16 protein-coding genes are annotated in these 15,942 nt (G+C 52.5%); 12 read left to right on the forward strand and 4 right to left on the reverse strand.

All coding sequences use genetic code 11. The annotated features are described in order from the left end of the window. Nucleotides 1–2 precede the first annotated feature (2 nt). The 5 genes from ABVR31_RS21985 (at nt 3) to ABVR31_RS22005 (ending at nt 6,968) form a co-directional block, all read left to right on the forward strand. The gene (locus tag ABVR31_RS21985) at nt 3–3,140 is read left to right on the forward strand and encodes a host specificity protein J (RefSeq protein WP_372774608.1); all 3,138 of its coding nucleotides are present in this window, start codon (nt 3–5) and stop codon (nt 3,138–3,140) included. Between the two features lie 321 nt (nt 3,141–3,461). Continuing rightward, nucleotides 3,462–4,109, forward strand: a complete 648-nt coding sequence (locus tag ABVR31_RS21990; protein WP_372774610.1) for a hypothetical protein — start codon at nt 3,462–3,464, stop codon at nt 4,107–4,109. Nucleotides 4,110–4,198: 89 nt separating this feature from the next. Further along, nucleotides 4,199–4,423, forward strand: coding sequence for a cor protein (locus tag ABVR31_RS21995; protein WP_372774612.1), 225 nt, complete (start codon nt 4,199–4,201; stop codon nt 4,421–4,423). 61 nt (nt 4,424–4,484) lie between these two features. Next, the gene (locus ABVR31_RS22000) at nt 4,485–5,744 is read left to right on the forward strand and encodes a tail fiber domain-containing protein (RefSeq protein WP_372774614.1); all 1,260 of its coding nucleotides are present in this window, start codon (nt 4,485–4,487) and stop codon (nt 5,742–5,744) included. A 996-nt stretch (nt 5,745–6,740) separates the two neighbouring features. Further along, the gene (locus ABVR31_RS22005) at nt 6,741–6,968 is read left to right on the forward strand and encodes a hypothetical protein (RefSeq protein ID WP_372774616.1); all 228 of its coding nucleotides are present in this window, start codon (nt 6,741–6,743) and stop codon (nt 6,966–6,968) included. Nucleotides 6,969–7,333: 365 nt separating this feature from the next. Here ABVR31_RS22005 and ABVR31_RS22010 read toward each other — a convergent pair whose 3' ends face one another. Beyond that, nucleotides 7,334–7,825: a Panacea domain-containing protein gene (locus ABVR31_RS22010; RefSeq protein WP_152390606.1), complete on the reverse strand. Its 492-nt coding sequence runs from the start codon at nt 7,823–7,825 to the stop codon at nt 7,334–7,336. A gap of 369 nt (nt 7,826–8,194) precedes the next feature. Between ABVR31_RS22010 and ABVR31_RS22015 the strand changes: the two genes are divergently transcribed. The 5 genes from ABVR31_RS22015 to ABVR31_RS22035 all read left to right on the forward strand — a co-directional run bounded on the left by ABVR31_RS22015 (nt 8,195) and on the right by ABVR31_RS22035 (nt 11,483). Then, nucleotides 8,195–8,434 carry a hypothetical protein gene (locus tag ABVR31_RS22015; RefSeq protein ID WP_058771615.1) on the forward strand — a complete coding sequence of 80 codons (240 nt, stop codon included), beginning with the start codon at nt 8,195–8,197 and terminating at the stop codon, nt 8,432–8,434. Then, complete coding sequence (gene umuC, locus ABVR31_RS22020; RefSeq protein WP_372774618.1) at nt 8,434–9,699, forward strand: translesion error-prone DNA polymerase V subunit UmuC; 1,266 nt, start codon at nt 8,434–8,436, stop codon at nt 9,697–9,699. The genes ABVR31_RS22015 and umuC overlap by 1 nt, the downstream gene beginning before the upstream one ends. Further along, nucleotides 9,693–9,962 carry a hypothetical protein gene (locus ABVR31_RS22025; RefSeq protein WP_059011961.1) on the forward strand — a complete coding sequence of 90 codons (270 nt, stop codon included), beginning with the start codon at nt 9,693–9,695 and terminating at the stop codon, nt 9,960–9,962. The genes umuC and ABVR31_RS22025 overlap by 7 nt, the downstream gene beginning before the upstream one ends. A gap of 222 nt (nt 9,963–10,184) precedes the next feature. Then, nucleotides 10,185–10,526, forward strand: coding sequence for a TetR family transcriptional regulator (locus ABVR31_RS22030; protein ID WP_220094765.1), 342 nt, complete (start codon nt 10,185–10,187; stop codon nt 10,524–10,526). 135 nt (nt 10,527–10,661) lie between these two features. Then, nucleotides 10,662–11,483 carry a Cof-type HAD-IIB family hydrolase gene (locus ABVR31_RS22035; protein WP_021508741.1) on the forward strand — a complete coding sequence of 274 codons (822 nt, stop codon included), beginning with the start codon at nt 10,662–10,664 and terminating at the stop codon, nt 11,481–11,483. 86 nt (nt 11,484–11,569) lie between these two features. On the opposite strand, the gene ABVR31_RS22040 is transcribed toward ABVR31_RS22035, so the two are convergent. Then, a complete protein-coding gene (locus ABVR31_RS22040) occupies nt 11,570–11,998 on the reverse strand; it encodes a helix-turn-helix domain-containing protein (protein WP_288422301.1) in 429 nt (142 codons plus the stop codon). Nucleotides 11,999–12,106: 108 nt separating this feature from the next. Here ABVR31_RS22040 and ABVR31_RS22045 point away from each other — a divergent pair, with 108 nt between their 5' ends. Continuing rightward, nucleotides 12,107–13,156: an NAD(P)-dependent alcohol dehydrogenase gene (locus ABVR31_RS22045; protein ID WP_288422303.1), complete on the forward strand. Its 1,050-nt coding sequence runs from the start codon at nt 12,107–12,109 to the stop codon at nt 13,154–13,156. Nucleotides 13,157–13,213: 57 nt separating this feature from the next. On the opposite strand, the gene ABVR31_RS22050 is transcribed toward ABVR31_RS22045, so the two are convergent. Further along, nucleotides 13,214–13,504 (reverse strand): type II toxin-antitoxin system RelE/ParE family toxin, encoded by a 291-nt coding sequence (locus ABVR31_RS22050; RefSeq protein WP_088517503.1) that lies wholly within the window; start codon nt 13,502–13,504, stop codon nt 13,214–13,216. After that, nucleotides 13,494–13,748 (reverse strand): type II toxin-antitoxin system Phd/YefM family antitoxin, encoded by a 255-nt coding sequence (locus tag ABVR31_RS22055; protein WP_058758675.1) that lies wholly within the window; start codon nt 13,746–13,748, stop codon nt 13,494–13,496. The genes ABVR31_RS22050 and ABVR31_RS22055 overlap by 11 nt, the downstream gene beginning before the upstream one ends. 224 nt (nt 13,749–13,972) lie before the next feature. Here ABVR31_RS22055 and ABVR31_RS22060 point away from each other — a divergent pair, with 224 nt between their 5' ends. Further along, a complete protein-coding gene (locus tag ABVR31_RS22060) occupies nt 13,973–15,808 on the forward strand; it encodes a methyl-accepting chemotaxis protein (protein WP_371221230.1) in 1,836 nt (611 codons plus the stop codon). The last annotated feature ends 134 nt before the right edge of the window (nt 15,809–15,942 follow it).

Below are 15,942 nucleotides of genomic sequence, written 5' to 3' on the forward strand. Positions count from 1 at the left end.
GCATGGGCTCAGGCGGCGGCGGTGGAAGCACCCCAAAACTTCTTGATGACAACCTCAAATCCAAGCAATTCCTCCGCGTTCTCGACCTTATCAGCGAGGGGCCAATCTACGGACCGGTAGACCAGAGCCACCTTTCTTCGTTCATGTTGAACAAGACGCCTGTTACCGACTCTTCAGGCAATGCGACCATCAACGGTGTCAGCGTGGCATGGCGCCCGGGAACGGCGACGCAAACGCCAATCAATGGCTTCAATACGATCGAAGCAACGACGGTCGTTAACACCGATGTCACGCAAGCTACCCCGCTGGTCCGCACTGTAACGGACACCGATGTTGATCGGATTCGAATGAACATTGGTGTTTCAGCGCTCGTACAGCAGGACAACAAAGCAAACCAGAAAGAAACCTCTGTGACGATGGTTATCGAAACACGGGTGGGTAATGGTGCATGGCAGGTTCAGAAGACGGTCACAATTACCGGAAAGCAGTCTGGTGAGTATCTGGAAGCCCACCTGTTTGACGCGCCTGAAACGAAGCCTTTCGATATTCGCCTGCGCCGCGTTACGCCTGACAGCAACAGCGATCTGCTTAATAACGGCACTGTCTGGAACAGCTTCACCGAAATCACTGACGACAACCTGTCGTATCCCTATGCGGCGGTTGCCGGCTGCGTGGTTGACCGAGACCAGTACACTGACACGCCCACGCGCACATATCATCTGCGCGGCCTGATTGTTGATGTGCCTGATAACTACGAACCGATTGCACGGACTTACTCCGGCATCTGGACCGGTGGATTTAAGTCAGCGTGGACCAATAACCCGGCCTGGCTGTTCCGTGCGCTGGTGAAGAATACCCGTTATGGGCTGGCGAAGCGGGCAGGCTATATCGATGTGGATGATGGCAGCCTGTACGTACTTTCGCAGTTTTGCGATCAGCTTGTCGATGATGGCTATGGCGGCAAAGAGCCACGCTTTACCCTGAATGCTTATATAACGGAACAGAAGAGCGCGCGCGACCTTCTGGACGATATTGCGGGCATGTTCCGCGGTATCGCGCTTTGGGACGGCATCCGCTTCTCTGTAATGCTGGATAACCCTCAGGATCCGGTTGCTTCAATCACTAACGCCAACGTGGTGGATGGTCTGTTTAGCTATAGCTCTATGAAGCGTTCTGAGCGCTTCAACGCTGTAATCGTTTCATGGACAGATCCGAATAATGGCTGGTCTCAGGTGAAGGAGTACGTATCTGACGACGAGATGATTGACCGCTACGGCTACAACGAAACGACACTTGAAGCATTTGGCTGCACATCACGTGGGCAGGCATTCAGAACCGGCAAATGGATGCTGGAGACCTGCAAGCGGGAAACGAAGAAAATCACGTTCAAAATGGCGCGCGAAGCTATCCGCTTCATGCCCGGGGACGTGGTTGAAGTCATGGACAACAACTATGCGGCTACTCGCCTTGGCGGACGCATCATGTCTCATGCCGGCCGGAGCATCACCGTTGACGCTGACGTATCTGAGCTGGTAGGTGGCGGCGACAGCATGTCGCTGATGGGCTCTAACGGGAAATTTGTTAAGTATGAAATAGCCAGCGTAGCCAGCCGCGTTATTACGCTTAAATCCACGCCCTCATGGGTTCGTGACGGCACCGTGTTCGTCATCACAACCGGTGAGGTTGCGCCGCGGCTGTTTCGTATCATGGGCATCTCGGAAGATGAGAACAACTCGGTTTACAGCATATCGGCAACGCTGCACGACCCAAATAAACAGGCAGTAGTGGACGATGGTGCTGTCTTTGAAACGCCAAACGATACGCTGAATGGCTATCGCGTTCCCAATATTGAAAACCTGCGCATCATCAACGTCAACAGCGAAACAGTGCAGGTCAGCGCGGCGTGGGAAACGGCGACGCTGACTAAAAAGATTGTTTTCGAGCTCTACGTATACAGCCTGGACGGCAAGGTTGTAGCGCAGTACGAAACAGATCAGTTCCGCTATGACTTTTACGGGCTGGATGCCGGTAGCTATACGCTTGGGGTTCGCGGACGCAATGAAAACGGCATGAAGGGGGCTGAGACGCAGGTTAGCCTGGTTATCGGCGCACCATCAGCTCCGACCTTCATTCAGTGGACACCTGGTATTTTCTCCGCTGACATCGTGCCGGTGATGAATGTCACCGCTACAACAGACACATCTTTCGAGTTCTGGTACACGGGCGAGGTGCCAGCCAGCAGCATTTCAGCAGTTGAGGATGAGGCTCAGTTTCTCGGCAGGGCATCACAGTGGACGCTGCATGGCCTGAAAGCTGATACGACTTACTACATGTATGTACGTACCAAAAACGCTTTCGGCGTGTCGCAGTTTGTGGAATCTTCGGGCAAAGCGTCGTTCGACATACCCGGCATGATTGACCTGATTGATGAGGCGATTCGGGATTCGGAAGCTTTTGAGAATCTGACAGGCAAAATCGACACCAATATCGAGGGCATCCTGCAGAACGCCCTGGATAACAACTCCACTGTAGATCACCAGTTCGCTATCAATGGTGAGGTTCGCGCTGACATCATCACCATCAAAACGACAGTGGCTACGGTGTCCGAAGCTATGGCTCAGCTGGAAACACAGGTGCAGGCCCAAATTGGTGACCTGAGTGCCGCGGTAAACGAGAAGCTCACCGCTACCGTAACTGACAACGGAACGGCCAAAGCTTCTTATACGCTCCGGGTTGGGATTAACCGCAATGATGTTTATTACGGTGCCGGCATGGCTATCGGCATTGAGCCATCTGGTAGCTCCTACAAATCCACTATCGCGTTCAATGCGGATCAGTTCGGTATCTACACCGGCAGCGATGCAGGAAACTATCAGCTCGCTTTCGCCGCCGTTAATGGTCAGGTGTTCATCAGATCTGCATTCATTCAGGACGGTTCAATCGACAACGCCAAGATTGGTAACTTCATCCAGTCCAGCAACTATGTCGCCGGAACGACAGGATGGAGGCTGGATAAAGGAGGGACATTTGAAAACAACGGTTATGAAGCGGGGAATGGGCGCATGGTGCAGACCAACAACCAGATTTCCGTTTATGACGGCAATGGAGTTCTGCGCGTGAGAATGGGGAAACTCAGCTAATGGCATACGGATTCGGAACATGGGATGCAAACGGTGTCGACAATAACACTGGATTAGTAAAGGTAAATTCTTTGGGTGTTATGTCGATAGATGCTGTGAGTAATTACAACCAGGCTTACTCCGTACCAAGCGGATATTCTCTTGATTATTTGTTCCAGGCAAGCGCAGATCGCTCAGGGAATGGGAGAAAGAGAATTTACATTAGTGGTGCAAGCGTTATCGTTGCGCAGGTAGATCCTTCGGATTATTCAGCGGGAACGTTTCCGAATGTACCCGGCAATATTCTAGTTTTCGCGAGGTAATTCAATTGTGTACGGCGCAATGTTAACTGACGGATCTGGCGTTCCATTTTACATAGCTGATACGATGCCATTAACCTTGATTGAAAAAAGGACTATCAACTCCTCATCAGGACTAATAGACCTTTTTACTGGCGATGGAACTCCGCGATATGTTTTTGTGAACAGCAATGGCGCACAAGGCGGCAGCTTGTCTACATGTGAGGCTCTTGAGATATCAGGAAATGTGTGGAGATTAAGGTATGCTGGAGCCTCTAGGCAGATCAACATATTTATCTTTGGATATCAATTCCAGCCCATTCCATCATGGGGTATACAGATAAATGATGCACAAGGACGGTGCATTCTGACCAATGAAACCAAAGTTCTTCGTGATGTGCAAAATCTTGGAGACTCAACGGTTGATACCTCCTCAGGTTACAAGTTCAGCACAACATTAAGTGGGCAGTGGGCTGTCGCTCCGGTTTACACAGGATACTTCTCTGGAACCATAAATCAAGGCGGCCAGCCAATGCCAGTAGTGGCGCAATTTGCATCAAGCTCCAGATTCAACGGAAACACTTCACAAATTGCAAGTGGGTATATAGGGAATTACGAAGGGGCATCGGCAAATGGTACTTTTTTGAATTACAGAAACCGTCTGACAGCTATAAATGTGGAAAGATATTAAATAATTCGATCTATAAGATCTAATTCATGATTTGAATGGTTAGGAAGTGAGGGTTTATAAATATTACAAACTTCTCTCTGGGCAAAATCATGAAGAAAATTATTTTAATTGCTGCGGTGTCTTTAATATCCGCATGTCAGACAGTGCCACCAACTAAGTGTAATGCCATCGCTAAAATTGGCGGTCAGGATACAACTGTTCCAATCTATGCCGTTCGAAAGCAAGCAAATCAAACCCAGTACTATGCAGGCAATCCCTTTGGCTGGAAATGGGTGTCAGCCAACAATTTTGTAAGCTCAACCTGCGAAAAATAGCCCTAAAAAAACATTATGAACCCGGCCTCCGCGCCGGGTTTTTTATTGCCCGGAGAGAAATATGCCAGCAGGAACTATTGCTTTAACAAACAACTCAGCAACCGTAACTGGAACCGGAACCAGCTTCACTACCGAGCTGAAGGTGAATGATTTTGTGGTATCAACGGTTGGCGGCGTCGCTTATACGCTCGGCGTGAAATCCATAGAATCCAACACCTCGCTGACCCTGATGGAAAACTACACCGGTCCATCAGCATCTGGACAGTCATGGACTCCTGTACCATATGGTACAATGGCGGCTATTACCGCTCAGCTAGCGGCTCAGGTGACATATGCGGTACGTGGTTTCAATCTGGATAAAGTGAACTGGCAGCAGATTTTTACTGGGTCTGGAACGGTCACTGTAATGTTACCAGATGGTACATCTTGGCAAGGGCCTGCGTGGAATGGTATTGGCTCTACCATAACAGGCAAGCTCGACAAATCGCAGAATCTTAATGATCTTTCCGATAAGGGAATAGCGCGAACAAACCTTGGCTTTATTGATGGTGCCCTCCCATTGAATCTTGGAGGAACCGGTAAAAAATTACCTTTTGGAACGGAGGCTAACACCTTCGCCCAGGGTAACGATTCTCGACTCAATACAATCGAAGGCAAGTCTGGCGGTACCTTAACAAAGAGTTCAACAATCAATTTTAATGCCGACCCTGTCGGAACCAGTAACGGCACAGTAAATGAAGTTGCAATGATTAGAGGGGTGCTTAATGGCCGACGTGGTGGAGAAGATAGCGGTGGTGCAGCAGCGCGATTATTCCTGAGAGAAACATCAGGCTCTGACATTCTTGCTCAACTTCGAGTTTCAGGGTTAAACCCTGGTGGCGCCTCAACTGTAGCTGGTTTCAATTTCCTATACACCGGAGTAGGTCAGGCAACTACATGGCAGAATCTTTCAGATGAGCGCTTGAAGGAAAACATTACCACTGTCGATAATGCTCTTGCAGCTGTCCTTTCATGGCGCGGCGTCACATTCGACTATCGTGTGAGTGATGAAGGCTATTCAGGCGGACCTAGCGTTGGCTTAATTGAACAGGATGTTGAAAAGTGGTGCCCGCACGCTGTTTCAGAAATTGGCACGACTTACACTTTTGATGGTGAAGCAGTAACTGATGCTAAAGCATTAAACACATCAGGTGTATCTGCCGCCTATCATACAGAGGCAATAAAGATGCTTTTCAGCCTTGTAGAGCTTGCCCTTTCAGACCCTGACGAAGCCTTGAAGAGCATTGATGCTATTAAAGCCTCAGTTACAACCAGAGATTAAGTTATGCCCCTGAAACGGGGTTAAACCCTGACACATAATTTCCATTTATCGCCTCTCCCATCCTTTGAGAACAAAAAAGCCCCGGCGACGGGGCAGGTGTGTACCGCGCCCATCTTCAGCGGGCTACGGGGTGGGTCCTTAGAGCCAGTGCTTATACCAAGCGAGGCCCACGATAAGCAGTATGATCACCACTATGTTGAGTAATGTCACTGACCTTGGAGAGAGGTTCATAAGCGCCATCTCGATGATTAGATGAGTTATAAAGTGTAGTCAGGTGGTAGATGCATGGCGAAAAAAAAGCCCGAACGGATATTCGGGCGGCATCAGTTCCGAGCCAGACCTCTCTGGTGTTGGCTTAGTCTCGTTGAGCTGCTTAATCCAGCCATACCTGGCTGAGGAATAAAGGGAATCTACTCTCGAACGCAGCAGCATTGCTGTGTTACACGTTCATCATAATCCATGCATGAAAACTTTCCGTTAAGATTGTGTAATTATAGGATTTAAGTATGGGTGAAAGGCGATAAAGCCGGCCGGCCGCCAGAGTCAGGCGAAAAAAGCCTGCGTTACACAGGCATCAATTCGCTCAAAGGGAAGGGTAATCCAGAATGCCAGTCAGGCTGGCTCATCCACACTACAGGGTTGGGGCAGAATAGATACAAATTAACGACGCGTGCGCAAAAATGAGCACGTTATGGGGCCGCAGCCAGTAAAAGCCGGCCGACGAAAGGCGTCAAAACGGTTTGCCGGATATCAGAAGTAAAAAAAGCCCCGGACCCAGCAGGTATCCGGGGGATAGCCAACATTGCCTTAATACGGGTATGACAGAGCATCTGCCTTCACAGATGGTCACAGGCCAATACTAAAACATCCTCAGCAAAATTCCAGGCGTTGAGGCTGCCATCCGCTGCTGGTCAGAGGTCTGACGAAAAAGTTTTCAGGTCAAGGAGGCTGTGGGAGGTGAGTGTCTGTACGGGAACAGGGCTGGCAGGCGCTGATATGTCGCTGAAACAAGGGGAAAGGGAAATCCTGAATGCCAGTCGTGCTGGCTTCGCCACCATGCAGTGTCTGGCGGGGATAGATACTAATGATTATCTTTTGCTCAGGATTAAGCACTTTATGGGTGGGAACAAAAAAACCGGCGCGGTGGCCGGGTTAGTCCTTGTCTTTCTTGCCGGCAGGGAACAAACCTCTGATTACGCCCAGAAATGCGGCGAAAATATTTAACGTGACAGCTGATGTTATGGCAATCATGACGTTATCAGGAAAGATGGTAAACCCAAAAATCTTTGAGAATCCGTAGCAAAACAGAAGAATTGCCCAGCCATACAGAGTCTTGCGAACAACTTTGTATGCTTTATCTCCAAACTTTTCTCGTAGTGCTCTATCAGCCTTTCGATCTTCTACTTCTTCATTAAGAAGCATCAGGTCTTTTTCGCTAGATTTTTCTTCGCGCTTTACTTCACCAGCATTTGTTACTGGTGGCTCTTCGACAGGGGAGTTCCGGGAGTAGTAAGCGCCGCATTTGCTGGCGGCGCTACCTGGCTGAGAATGTCTTGATTGGGAGTTTCTGACATTAAGACATCCAGTCACTAAGCCTGTTGAGCTGGATGAATGTTATTAGCCATCTCATCAAACGTGATGATTGAACCATCACCACCGTGCAGGCTCCATGCTGTACCCTGAGCATGAGTCATTGCGGATAACTGAGTACCCGAAAACTTGCCGTAGACTTCGGTGATTCGGTCAATCAACTCAACAGCTGTTTTGTCATTGGGGTCAACTTCTGGGGTTATCAAACGTAAACCATGCCCATCTGGAGATGGTACAGCTCTTGTCAGTTTGCTGGTTACAGTGTGATATCCATAATTTTTTAGCTCATGATAAAGCGATGTAATAACTGGCCCATGACGCCATCTTGCAAAGCTGTCATCAATGAGTGGTTTACCTCCATACAACTTCAGGAACCAAGACTGAGTGTAAAACAGCAGTTTTTGAACCTTCATAGGAGTTAAATCAGGGATTTTCCCCTGTTTCGCTCTTTCAATGAAGGCATTAGCAACCGCATTTGCAGAGTAAGCCATGACATGCCTCCTTTGGTAAATTTAAGATGAGACAGTACCTCCCCTAAGGTTTTGACCTTAAAAGTGTACTGTATGTGCATACAGTGTTGAGGATACACCATTTGCTCATTTATGAGTAATCATAATTTGTTTATCACCCAACGTCACGTCGAATTACTAACCATGGGATAGCATAAGCATCTAATGATTAAAAAATGACAGCACACTCGACTAATTTCTACCTCCTTTACGTGTTGAGTGTTACACGCCAAACTAAATATCCTTGCCCGCCAAAGGCTTTACAAAAACCCCAACCGCAGCGGCTTGATCAGTTCTATCGATCGATATTACTGTTTATCCATACAGTATTTATCACGGAGGTAAATGACCATGCCACGCGACTACGAAATCATGATTGCTTTCCGGCAGGCGGTGAAACGCGACGCTGCCGGCCGCTACACCATCAGCACGCTCGACTTCATCAGGGAACTTGACCGGCTGAACTGGCATTACACGCTGCGGGCGGCCAATAAGTGGATCGAGATGCACACCACAACGTTCCGCGACATCACCAAAACCGACGGTGAAGAGCGCCTGTTTCAGGTGTTCAATCCCAATGGCGGTGTGTGATGTTTGCCCTGGTCGATGTGAACTCGTTCTATGCGAGTTGCGAGACAGTATTCAGGCCCGATCTGCGGGGAAAGCCGGTAGTGGTGCTCAGCAACAATGACGGATGTGTTATTGCGCGATCGGCAGAGGCTAAGGCGCTGCAAATCCCCATGGGCGCGCCGTACTTCAAGCTGAAGGATGAATTCCACCGTCACAACGTGCAGGTGTTCAGCTCCAACTATGCGCTATACGCCGATATGAGCAACCGCGTGATGAGCACGCTTGAGAGCATGGCGCCGGCCGTGGAAATCTACTCCATCGACGAAGCGTTTATGTGCCTGGACGGCATGCAGCGCAATCACCCGCTTGAGGACTTTGGCCGCGCTGTCCGGGCGCGCATTAAGCAGGAAACGCACCTGACTGTAGGCGTAGGGATAGCGCAGACCAAAACGCTCGCCAAACTGGCTAACCATGCCGCCAAGAAGTGGACGAAGACCGGCGGCGTGCTGGACCTGTCGAATATCGACCGTCAGCGCAAGCTTATGGCGCTGGTACCGGTTGAGGATGTGTGGGGCGTCGGCCGGCGCATCAGCAAGAAGCTGAACGCCATGGGCATCATGACCGCGAAAGACCTGTCAGAGCAAAGCACCTACACCATCCGCAAACACTTCAACGTTGTGCTGGAACGAACCGTCAGAGAGCTGCGCGGTGAGCCATGCCTGCAGCTGGAAGAGTTCGCCCCCACCAAACAGCAGATTGTCTGCTCCCGCTCGTTCGGCAGCCGAATCACCAAATACGACGACATGCGCGAAGCCATATGCACCTTCGCCGCGCGAGCCGCGGGTAAGCTGCGTGGTGAGCGCCAGTATTGCACGCAGATAGCCGTGTTCGTCCGGACCAGCCCTCACGCCGTGGGTGAAGTTTTCTATGGCAACCAGTCGACCGGCAAAGTGCTTACGCCAACCAACGACACGCGCGACATCATCCGGGTAGCCATTGAAGCGCTCGATCGCATCTGGTTAGAGGGACACCGCTACATGAAGGCAGGCGTGATGCTGGGCGATTTCTACAGCGAAGGAGTGTCGCAGCTGAATCTGTTTGATGAAAACAAACCACAGGCCAACAGCGAAGCGCTGATGCGCGTGATGGATGGTCTCAACCTGAGCGGGAAGGGGAATCTATGGTTCGCAGGGCAGGGTATACAGAACACATGGGCGATGAAGCGCGAGATGCTTTCGCCGGCATATACCACAAAAGTTTCCGACCTGCCGGTGGTCCGGTGCTGATCACCTCGCGGCCGTCTGAAACGCTCCACGTTCCGACTTGCGATGGCGTGGCGATCATCGACAGGTCCGTGCGGCCAAAGGTGGGTGACACCATCTACTTTGTGGCTTTCGGCATCTGTCAGCTTGGCATGCTGGGGCGCGACTACATTACCTGCGAGGACGGGGAAACATTTGAGGGAGAGGCGCTGGAAGAGATTACGATCATCGGCGTGCAGACGTGGGGAGTGATATCGGCGCGGGAGGATAACCGGCCGACGATTTAAGTGGGGCATACGTGGGGCAAAAAATTACCGCAAATCGATGTTACTACGTGCTGAGTAGCGAATCGACTTGCGGTAAGACTTTGACAAAAACCGTGATACCAGATTACTTCACACAGCTACCTATTTGTTACCTTCTCTCGTCTGCAGAGCGAAGAGTGGCAGCGAACCGGCGATCTGCTGGGTTCGATTCTGCGCGACAGCGCATCTACGCCGCGTCAGCGCTTGCATCAGCTGACCTGGGCGTTCCTGCACTCGGAGTGTGAAGAGGCGGCGATGCGCACCGCACTGAATGATGCCGCGCCGCTTTACCGGGATGCGCCGGAAGTGCAGGCCGCGCGCGCCAATGGCGAGAATGTGATGTGCGAATTTCTGCAACAGCTGCTGCCGCAGCGGGACGCGGCTGAGGTGGCGCGGGCGGCGGATTTAATCAACAGTACGCTGGGGGACGTCGGCAAGCATTTTTCCGAATCGCCGCGCAGCGCAGCAGAAATTCAGGCTTACGCACGCGATATGGCAGACATGTTCTGTGCCTGGATCAGAGAAAAAGGGGCCGAATTGCAGTAAAAAATGGGCTGGAAATCTCTGAAAGCGGTTAACAAACTCATTATTCACATTCTCATTAATCCACACCGCGAGTAAGCTTGATAAAACCTTGGTAAAGCCGGATGGATTGACGGCACACAGAGACGGGAGAGCATGATGGCAGTAAAAATGATTGCGGTGGATATGGATGGGACATTTCTCGATGACAATAAGCAGTACAACGCGCAGCGTTTTGCGCGCCAGTACGCGCTGCTGAAGGAGAAAGGCATCCGTTTCGTGGTCGCCAGCGGCAATCAGTATTATCAGTTGCAGCACTATTTTCCCGCTATCAAAGATGAGATCGCCTTCGTGGCAGAAAACGGTGCCTGGGTGTCCGACAGCAACGAAGAAATTTTCTGCGGCGAACTGGCGCCGGAACGTGTTCATCAGGTGCTGGATATTCTCGCCAAAGAGCCGGAGATCAGCACCGTGGTGTGCGGTCGCAACGGGGCTTATGTGCACAAGTCAATGCCGGATGAGGTGGTCGCCATGCTGGCCAATCACTATCGCCGGCTGGAGAAGCGCGACAGTCTGTACGATATCGACGATACCATTTTCAAGTTTTCGCTGAATCTGGCACATGAAGGTGTCGAGGCGCTGCTGGCGCGTCTGCACAGCGAACTGAACGCGATTGAAAACATCATGCATCCGGTCTCCAGCGGATTTGGCTTTGTCGATTTAATCATTCCCGGCTGCCATAAGGCGCACGGCATCGCGCTGCTGCAGGAGAAGTGGGGCATTGATGATTGTGAAGTGCTGGCGATTGGCGACAGCGCTAACGACATCGAAATGCTGCGCCAGGCCTGTTACAGCTTTGCCATGGCCAACGCCGCTGCACCGGTGGCAGCCGTGGCGCGTTATCGGACGGAAAGTAATAACGACGAGGGCGCTCTCAACGTCATCGCCCGCCTGCTGGCACGCGAAACGCCGTTTGGTTAACGGGCACCGGATCGATCCACGAACCGCGGCGCTATTTTGTGTGTGATAAATCGCGCCGCGACGGACAGTATGCGACCCGCGCGTGGTTATTCACGGGCGGATGACGCTGCAGGGCGGGCTTTTTCCGCCGGCGTGCCGCCTGCCGCGCGAAGATTAGCTTCCATCTCATCCAGTGCCGCCTGGTTTTCTAATCCCCACTGATACATCTGCTCAATCGGCCGGGCGAAGGTCATGCCCAGCGCGGTCAGCCGGTAATCCACTTTCGGTGGAATCACTTCATAAACCTGACGCGCAATTAAGCCGCGCTGCTCCAGCTCTTTCAGTGTCTGAAACAGCATTTTTTTCGAAATCCCCTGCAGGCTACGCTGCAGTTCACCAGTACGGGCGCGCTGTCCCGGCCAGTGATATAGCGCGTGCAGCACCATTGTGCTCCACTTCACCGAAAACAGATCCATCAGACGGCGCGGTGGCGAATCCGCATAGAAAACCAGTTTGCCATCAACCCAGGCTGGCATCGCACTCTCCTTTATGGTCACCAAAAGGTGACTACTATCAATTCTGCACCGCGTTGATTATAGTCTGCCGCCTTCATTCAGCCCACATCAGAATTTGAGGAAGGCATCATGAAAATTAACGCACTGGTGGCGCAGGATGCAGCGCAACCGCTGGCTGCCGGCCAGATTACTTTGCGTCCGCTGCAGCAGCAGGACGTAAAAATTGAAATTCTTTACTGCGGCGTATGCCATTCTGATTTGCACATGGCACGCAATGAGTGGGCGGTCAGTCGTTATCCGCTGGTGCCGGGCCACGAGATCGTTGGACGCGTGCTGGAGACCGGAACTCAGGTTACGCGCTTCAAAGCCGGTGATATGGTCGGTGTGGGCGTGATGGTGGATTCCTGCCGTGCCTGCCACTTCTGCCAGCAGCAGGAAGAGCAGTACTGCGAAGCGGGCTTCACCGCCACTTACAACGGCATCGATAAATACACCGGCGACAGCACCTGGGGTGGCTACGCGCAGCATGTGGTGGTCGATCAGCATTTTGTCGTGTCGATCCCGCAAAATCTGGCGCTGGCGGGCGTGGCACCGCTGCTGTGTGCGGGCGTAACGGTGTGGTCTCCGCTGCGCCATTTCGGCGTCAAAGCCGGTGATAACGTCGGGGTAGTGGGGCTGGGTGGTTTGGGCCACATGGCGGTAAAACTGGCCAGCGCGCTGGGCGCTGAGGTTACCCTGTTTACTACCTCGCCGGAAAAAGGCGCTGACGCACGTCGTCTTGGTGCGACGCGCGTGGTGGTGTCGCGTGATGCCGCGCAGATGGCGGCATGCCAGACCTCGCTTGATTTCATCATTGACTGCGTGGCGGCACCGCACGATCTCGATCCTTACCTCGCGACGCTGAAGACCAATGGCCGTCTGGTGCTGGTCGGCATTCCTGACCAACCGCATCAGTCGCCGAACGTCACGCCGCTGGTGTTTCGCCGTCTGAGCATCAGCGGTTCATCCATCGGTAGCATCAAAGAGACCCAGGAGATGCTGGATTTCTGCGGCGAGCATAACATTACGGCAGATATTGAGCTGATCACCGGTGAAGAGATCGAAACGGCCTTCGCGCGTATGCTGAAGGGCGAGGTGAAGTACCGTTTCGTCATTGATATGCTGGCAACTCGCTGGTAATTGCCCGGCCATGGCTGGCGATTTCAGGCTGAAATCGCCGGCTTTGCTATCAACAGATTACTCAGGCAATCTGCATTCCGTATCCGCATAGACCTGACTGCCTTCGCGTTTACCCACACCTAATACCATGACAGTGATGGTTTCATCCTGCACAAGGTACACCAGGCGATAGCCTGAAGCTCGTAGCTTTATTTTGTACTGATCTTTTCGTCCGTGAAGTTGTGCTGAGGGGACACGGGGATTTTCCAGCCGTTGTGCCAGCTTTTTCTTAAACTGCTCACGCACCGGATGACCCAGTTTCTTCCACTCCTTTTCAGCGGAAGGAACGAACTTTAATTTATAAGTCATCCAGCGAAATCTCTTTCGCATCCGCTAATTCAGAAATGCGTTCATCAGCGATACGACCCAGTTCTGCATCTTCTGCTAATTCCATCAGATATTGGTAAACAGCCGGTGGAACGCAGTAAAAAGCGGGCTCGTTGCGGTTTAAGATAGCAATGGTTTCCCCTTCCGCTGAACGCACTGTTCCCATGGGATCACGCTTTAAATCGGTAATGCTGGCAGCGGTGTTTGACAGGATCTGAAATGGCATGGTGAGGTATCCGGACTTAGATAATGAAAACAGGTGAAGTATATTAACACTTTATGGTGCTGATATTAGCGCTTTAAGAAGTGCTTTAAAAGAGTATTTTGGCTAAATACTATACCGCTTTTATGACACAGCCCATTTTCGCCCCGCAACAGTAAATAATTCCCGGTACGGTCCGATAACTCCTTCTGCAGACTCAACAAAAACAACAATGACAGGAGCGAGACATGGGACTGGTCTCCCGATTACGGAATGTGCGCATTACGCGCAAGCTGGCGGCAGGCTTCGGCATCGTCCTGCTGCTGGTGGCACTGGCCACAGCGCTCAGCGTGCAACGATTCAATCAGATTCACGACATCTATCAGAAAACCAATCTGATTTATGACATCAACATTGAAGTCTTTCAGGCCAAAATCAATCGTCTTAAATATCTATACGGCGAGGACAAAGCGGGCGGCACCATGACGGATTACGTCACGCACGCTCAGCAACTGACGCAGCAGGCCCAGCAGCTGCCGTGGACGGCGGACGCCAGAGGGTTGCTCAACGATGTCGCCAGCCATCTTGCCCGTTTCCATCACAGCATCACCGCCATGACACAGGCAACCCAACAGCTCAACGATCTGCGCAGCCAGCTGGATGCGCTGAGCCAGCAGGACATGACGTCGCGCTATACCGGGCTAATCCGGACCCCCGTCAGCACACCCGAACTCACCAACCAGATTTATCAGCTGCTGTTTGCCATCAGTAATGTGCGCGAAGAGGCCTGGGCGCTGCGCTTCAACGTCAGCGAGGCACTGCGCAATAAACTGGAACATGATTTTCAGCGCGCCGGGCAGGACATGAACACGCTACTGACTCAGCTGCCAGCGGAGCAGCAGGGCGGATTTAACGCGCTATGGCAGGATACCGAACGTTTTAAAGATCTGAGCCTGCAGGCGGCAGCGATTTACGGCCAGCTGCGCGGCGCGGAAAACACCGTCAAAGTGGCGGGCGATAACAGCAGCGCGGCGATCAAACAGATCATCGCCCTGGTTAAGGCGCGTAACGATGAACTGGCTAACGGGTCAGCGGCGCTCTCGCTACTGATGGGCAGCCTGGCGATAGCGCTGGGTGTGCTGGTGGCCTGGACTATCATCCGGCAGATTACGCGCCCGGTGTTTCACAACCTCGCGCTGGCCGAACGCATTGCCAGCGGCGACCTCAGCTCGCAGTTTGTCACTCATCGCCAGGACGAGCTCGGCCAGCTCACCTCTGCCATGGGACGCATGAATGCGCGGCTGCGCGGCATGATTGGCGAGGTGCTGCACAGCGTCAGCAATGTGTCGCAGGCTGCCAGCACCATACACCAGGGTAACCTGGAGTTGTCGTCGCGCACCGCCCAGCAATCGGCTGCGGTGGTGGAAACCGCCGCCAGCATGGAGCAGCTCACCGCCACGGTAAAAAATAATGCCAGCAATGCGCGTCTCGCCAGCCAGATCGCGGCGGAAGCGACGCATAATGCCAGTCAGGGCGGTATCGCGGTGCACAACGTCGTCAGCACCATGGGCGAGATTTCTGATAGTTCTAAGAAAATTGCCGAGATTACTGCGGTGATCAACAGCATCGCCTTCCAGACCAATATCCTGGCGCTCAACGCGGCGGTTGAAGCCGCCCGCGCCGGCGAGCAGGGGCGCGGCTTTGCCGTGGTCGCCAGCGAAGTGCGTAATCTGGCCCAGCGCAGTGCCGGAGCGGCGAAAGATATTGAACGGCTGATTGGCGAATCGGTAGGGCGTATCAGCAACGGCCATCAGCAGGTGGCGCGCGCGGGTGAAACGATGGAGCAGATTGTCAGTAGCATCGCACGCGTGAATGAAATCATGGCGGAGATCTCGGCTGCTTCTGATGAGCAGAGCCGCGGCATCGAGCAAATCGCGCGCGCAGTAGGTGAGCTGGACGGTACTACCCAGCAAAATGCGTCGCTGGTCAGCGCGTCATCCCATTCCGCACAGGCGCTGGAAGAGCAGGCATTCATGCTGCAGCGGCTGGTCAGCCAGTTCCGTTTGCAAGGCGCTGTAAACTAAAAACACGCGCAGCGGCAGCGAACTGCACCTGCTGGCCGCTGCTGCTATTGGCGGCAAAGCGCTGTTATTTAAGTGTCCGCCAATGTGCAAGGCGAAAATTCTTAAAAAAAGTCGCCGCAGGGCGACTTTTTCCC

Origin of the sequence: Pantoea sp. WEP, from assembly GCF_041678305.1 — a bacterium.
Lineage (GTDB): Bacteria > Pseudomonadota > Gammaproteobacteria > Enterobacterales > Enterobacteriaceae > Pantoea > Pantoea dispersa.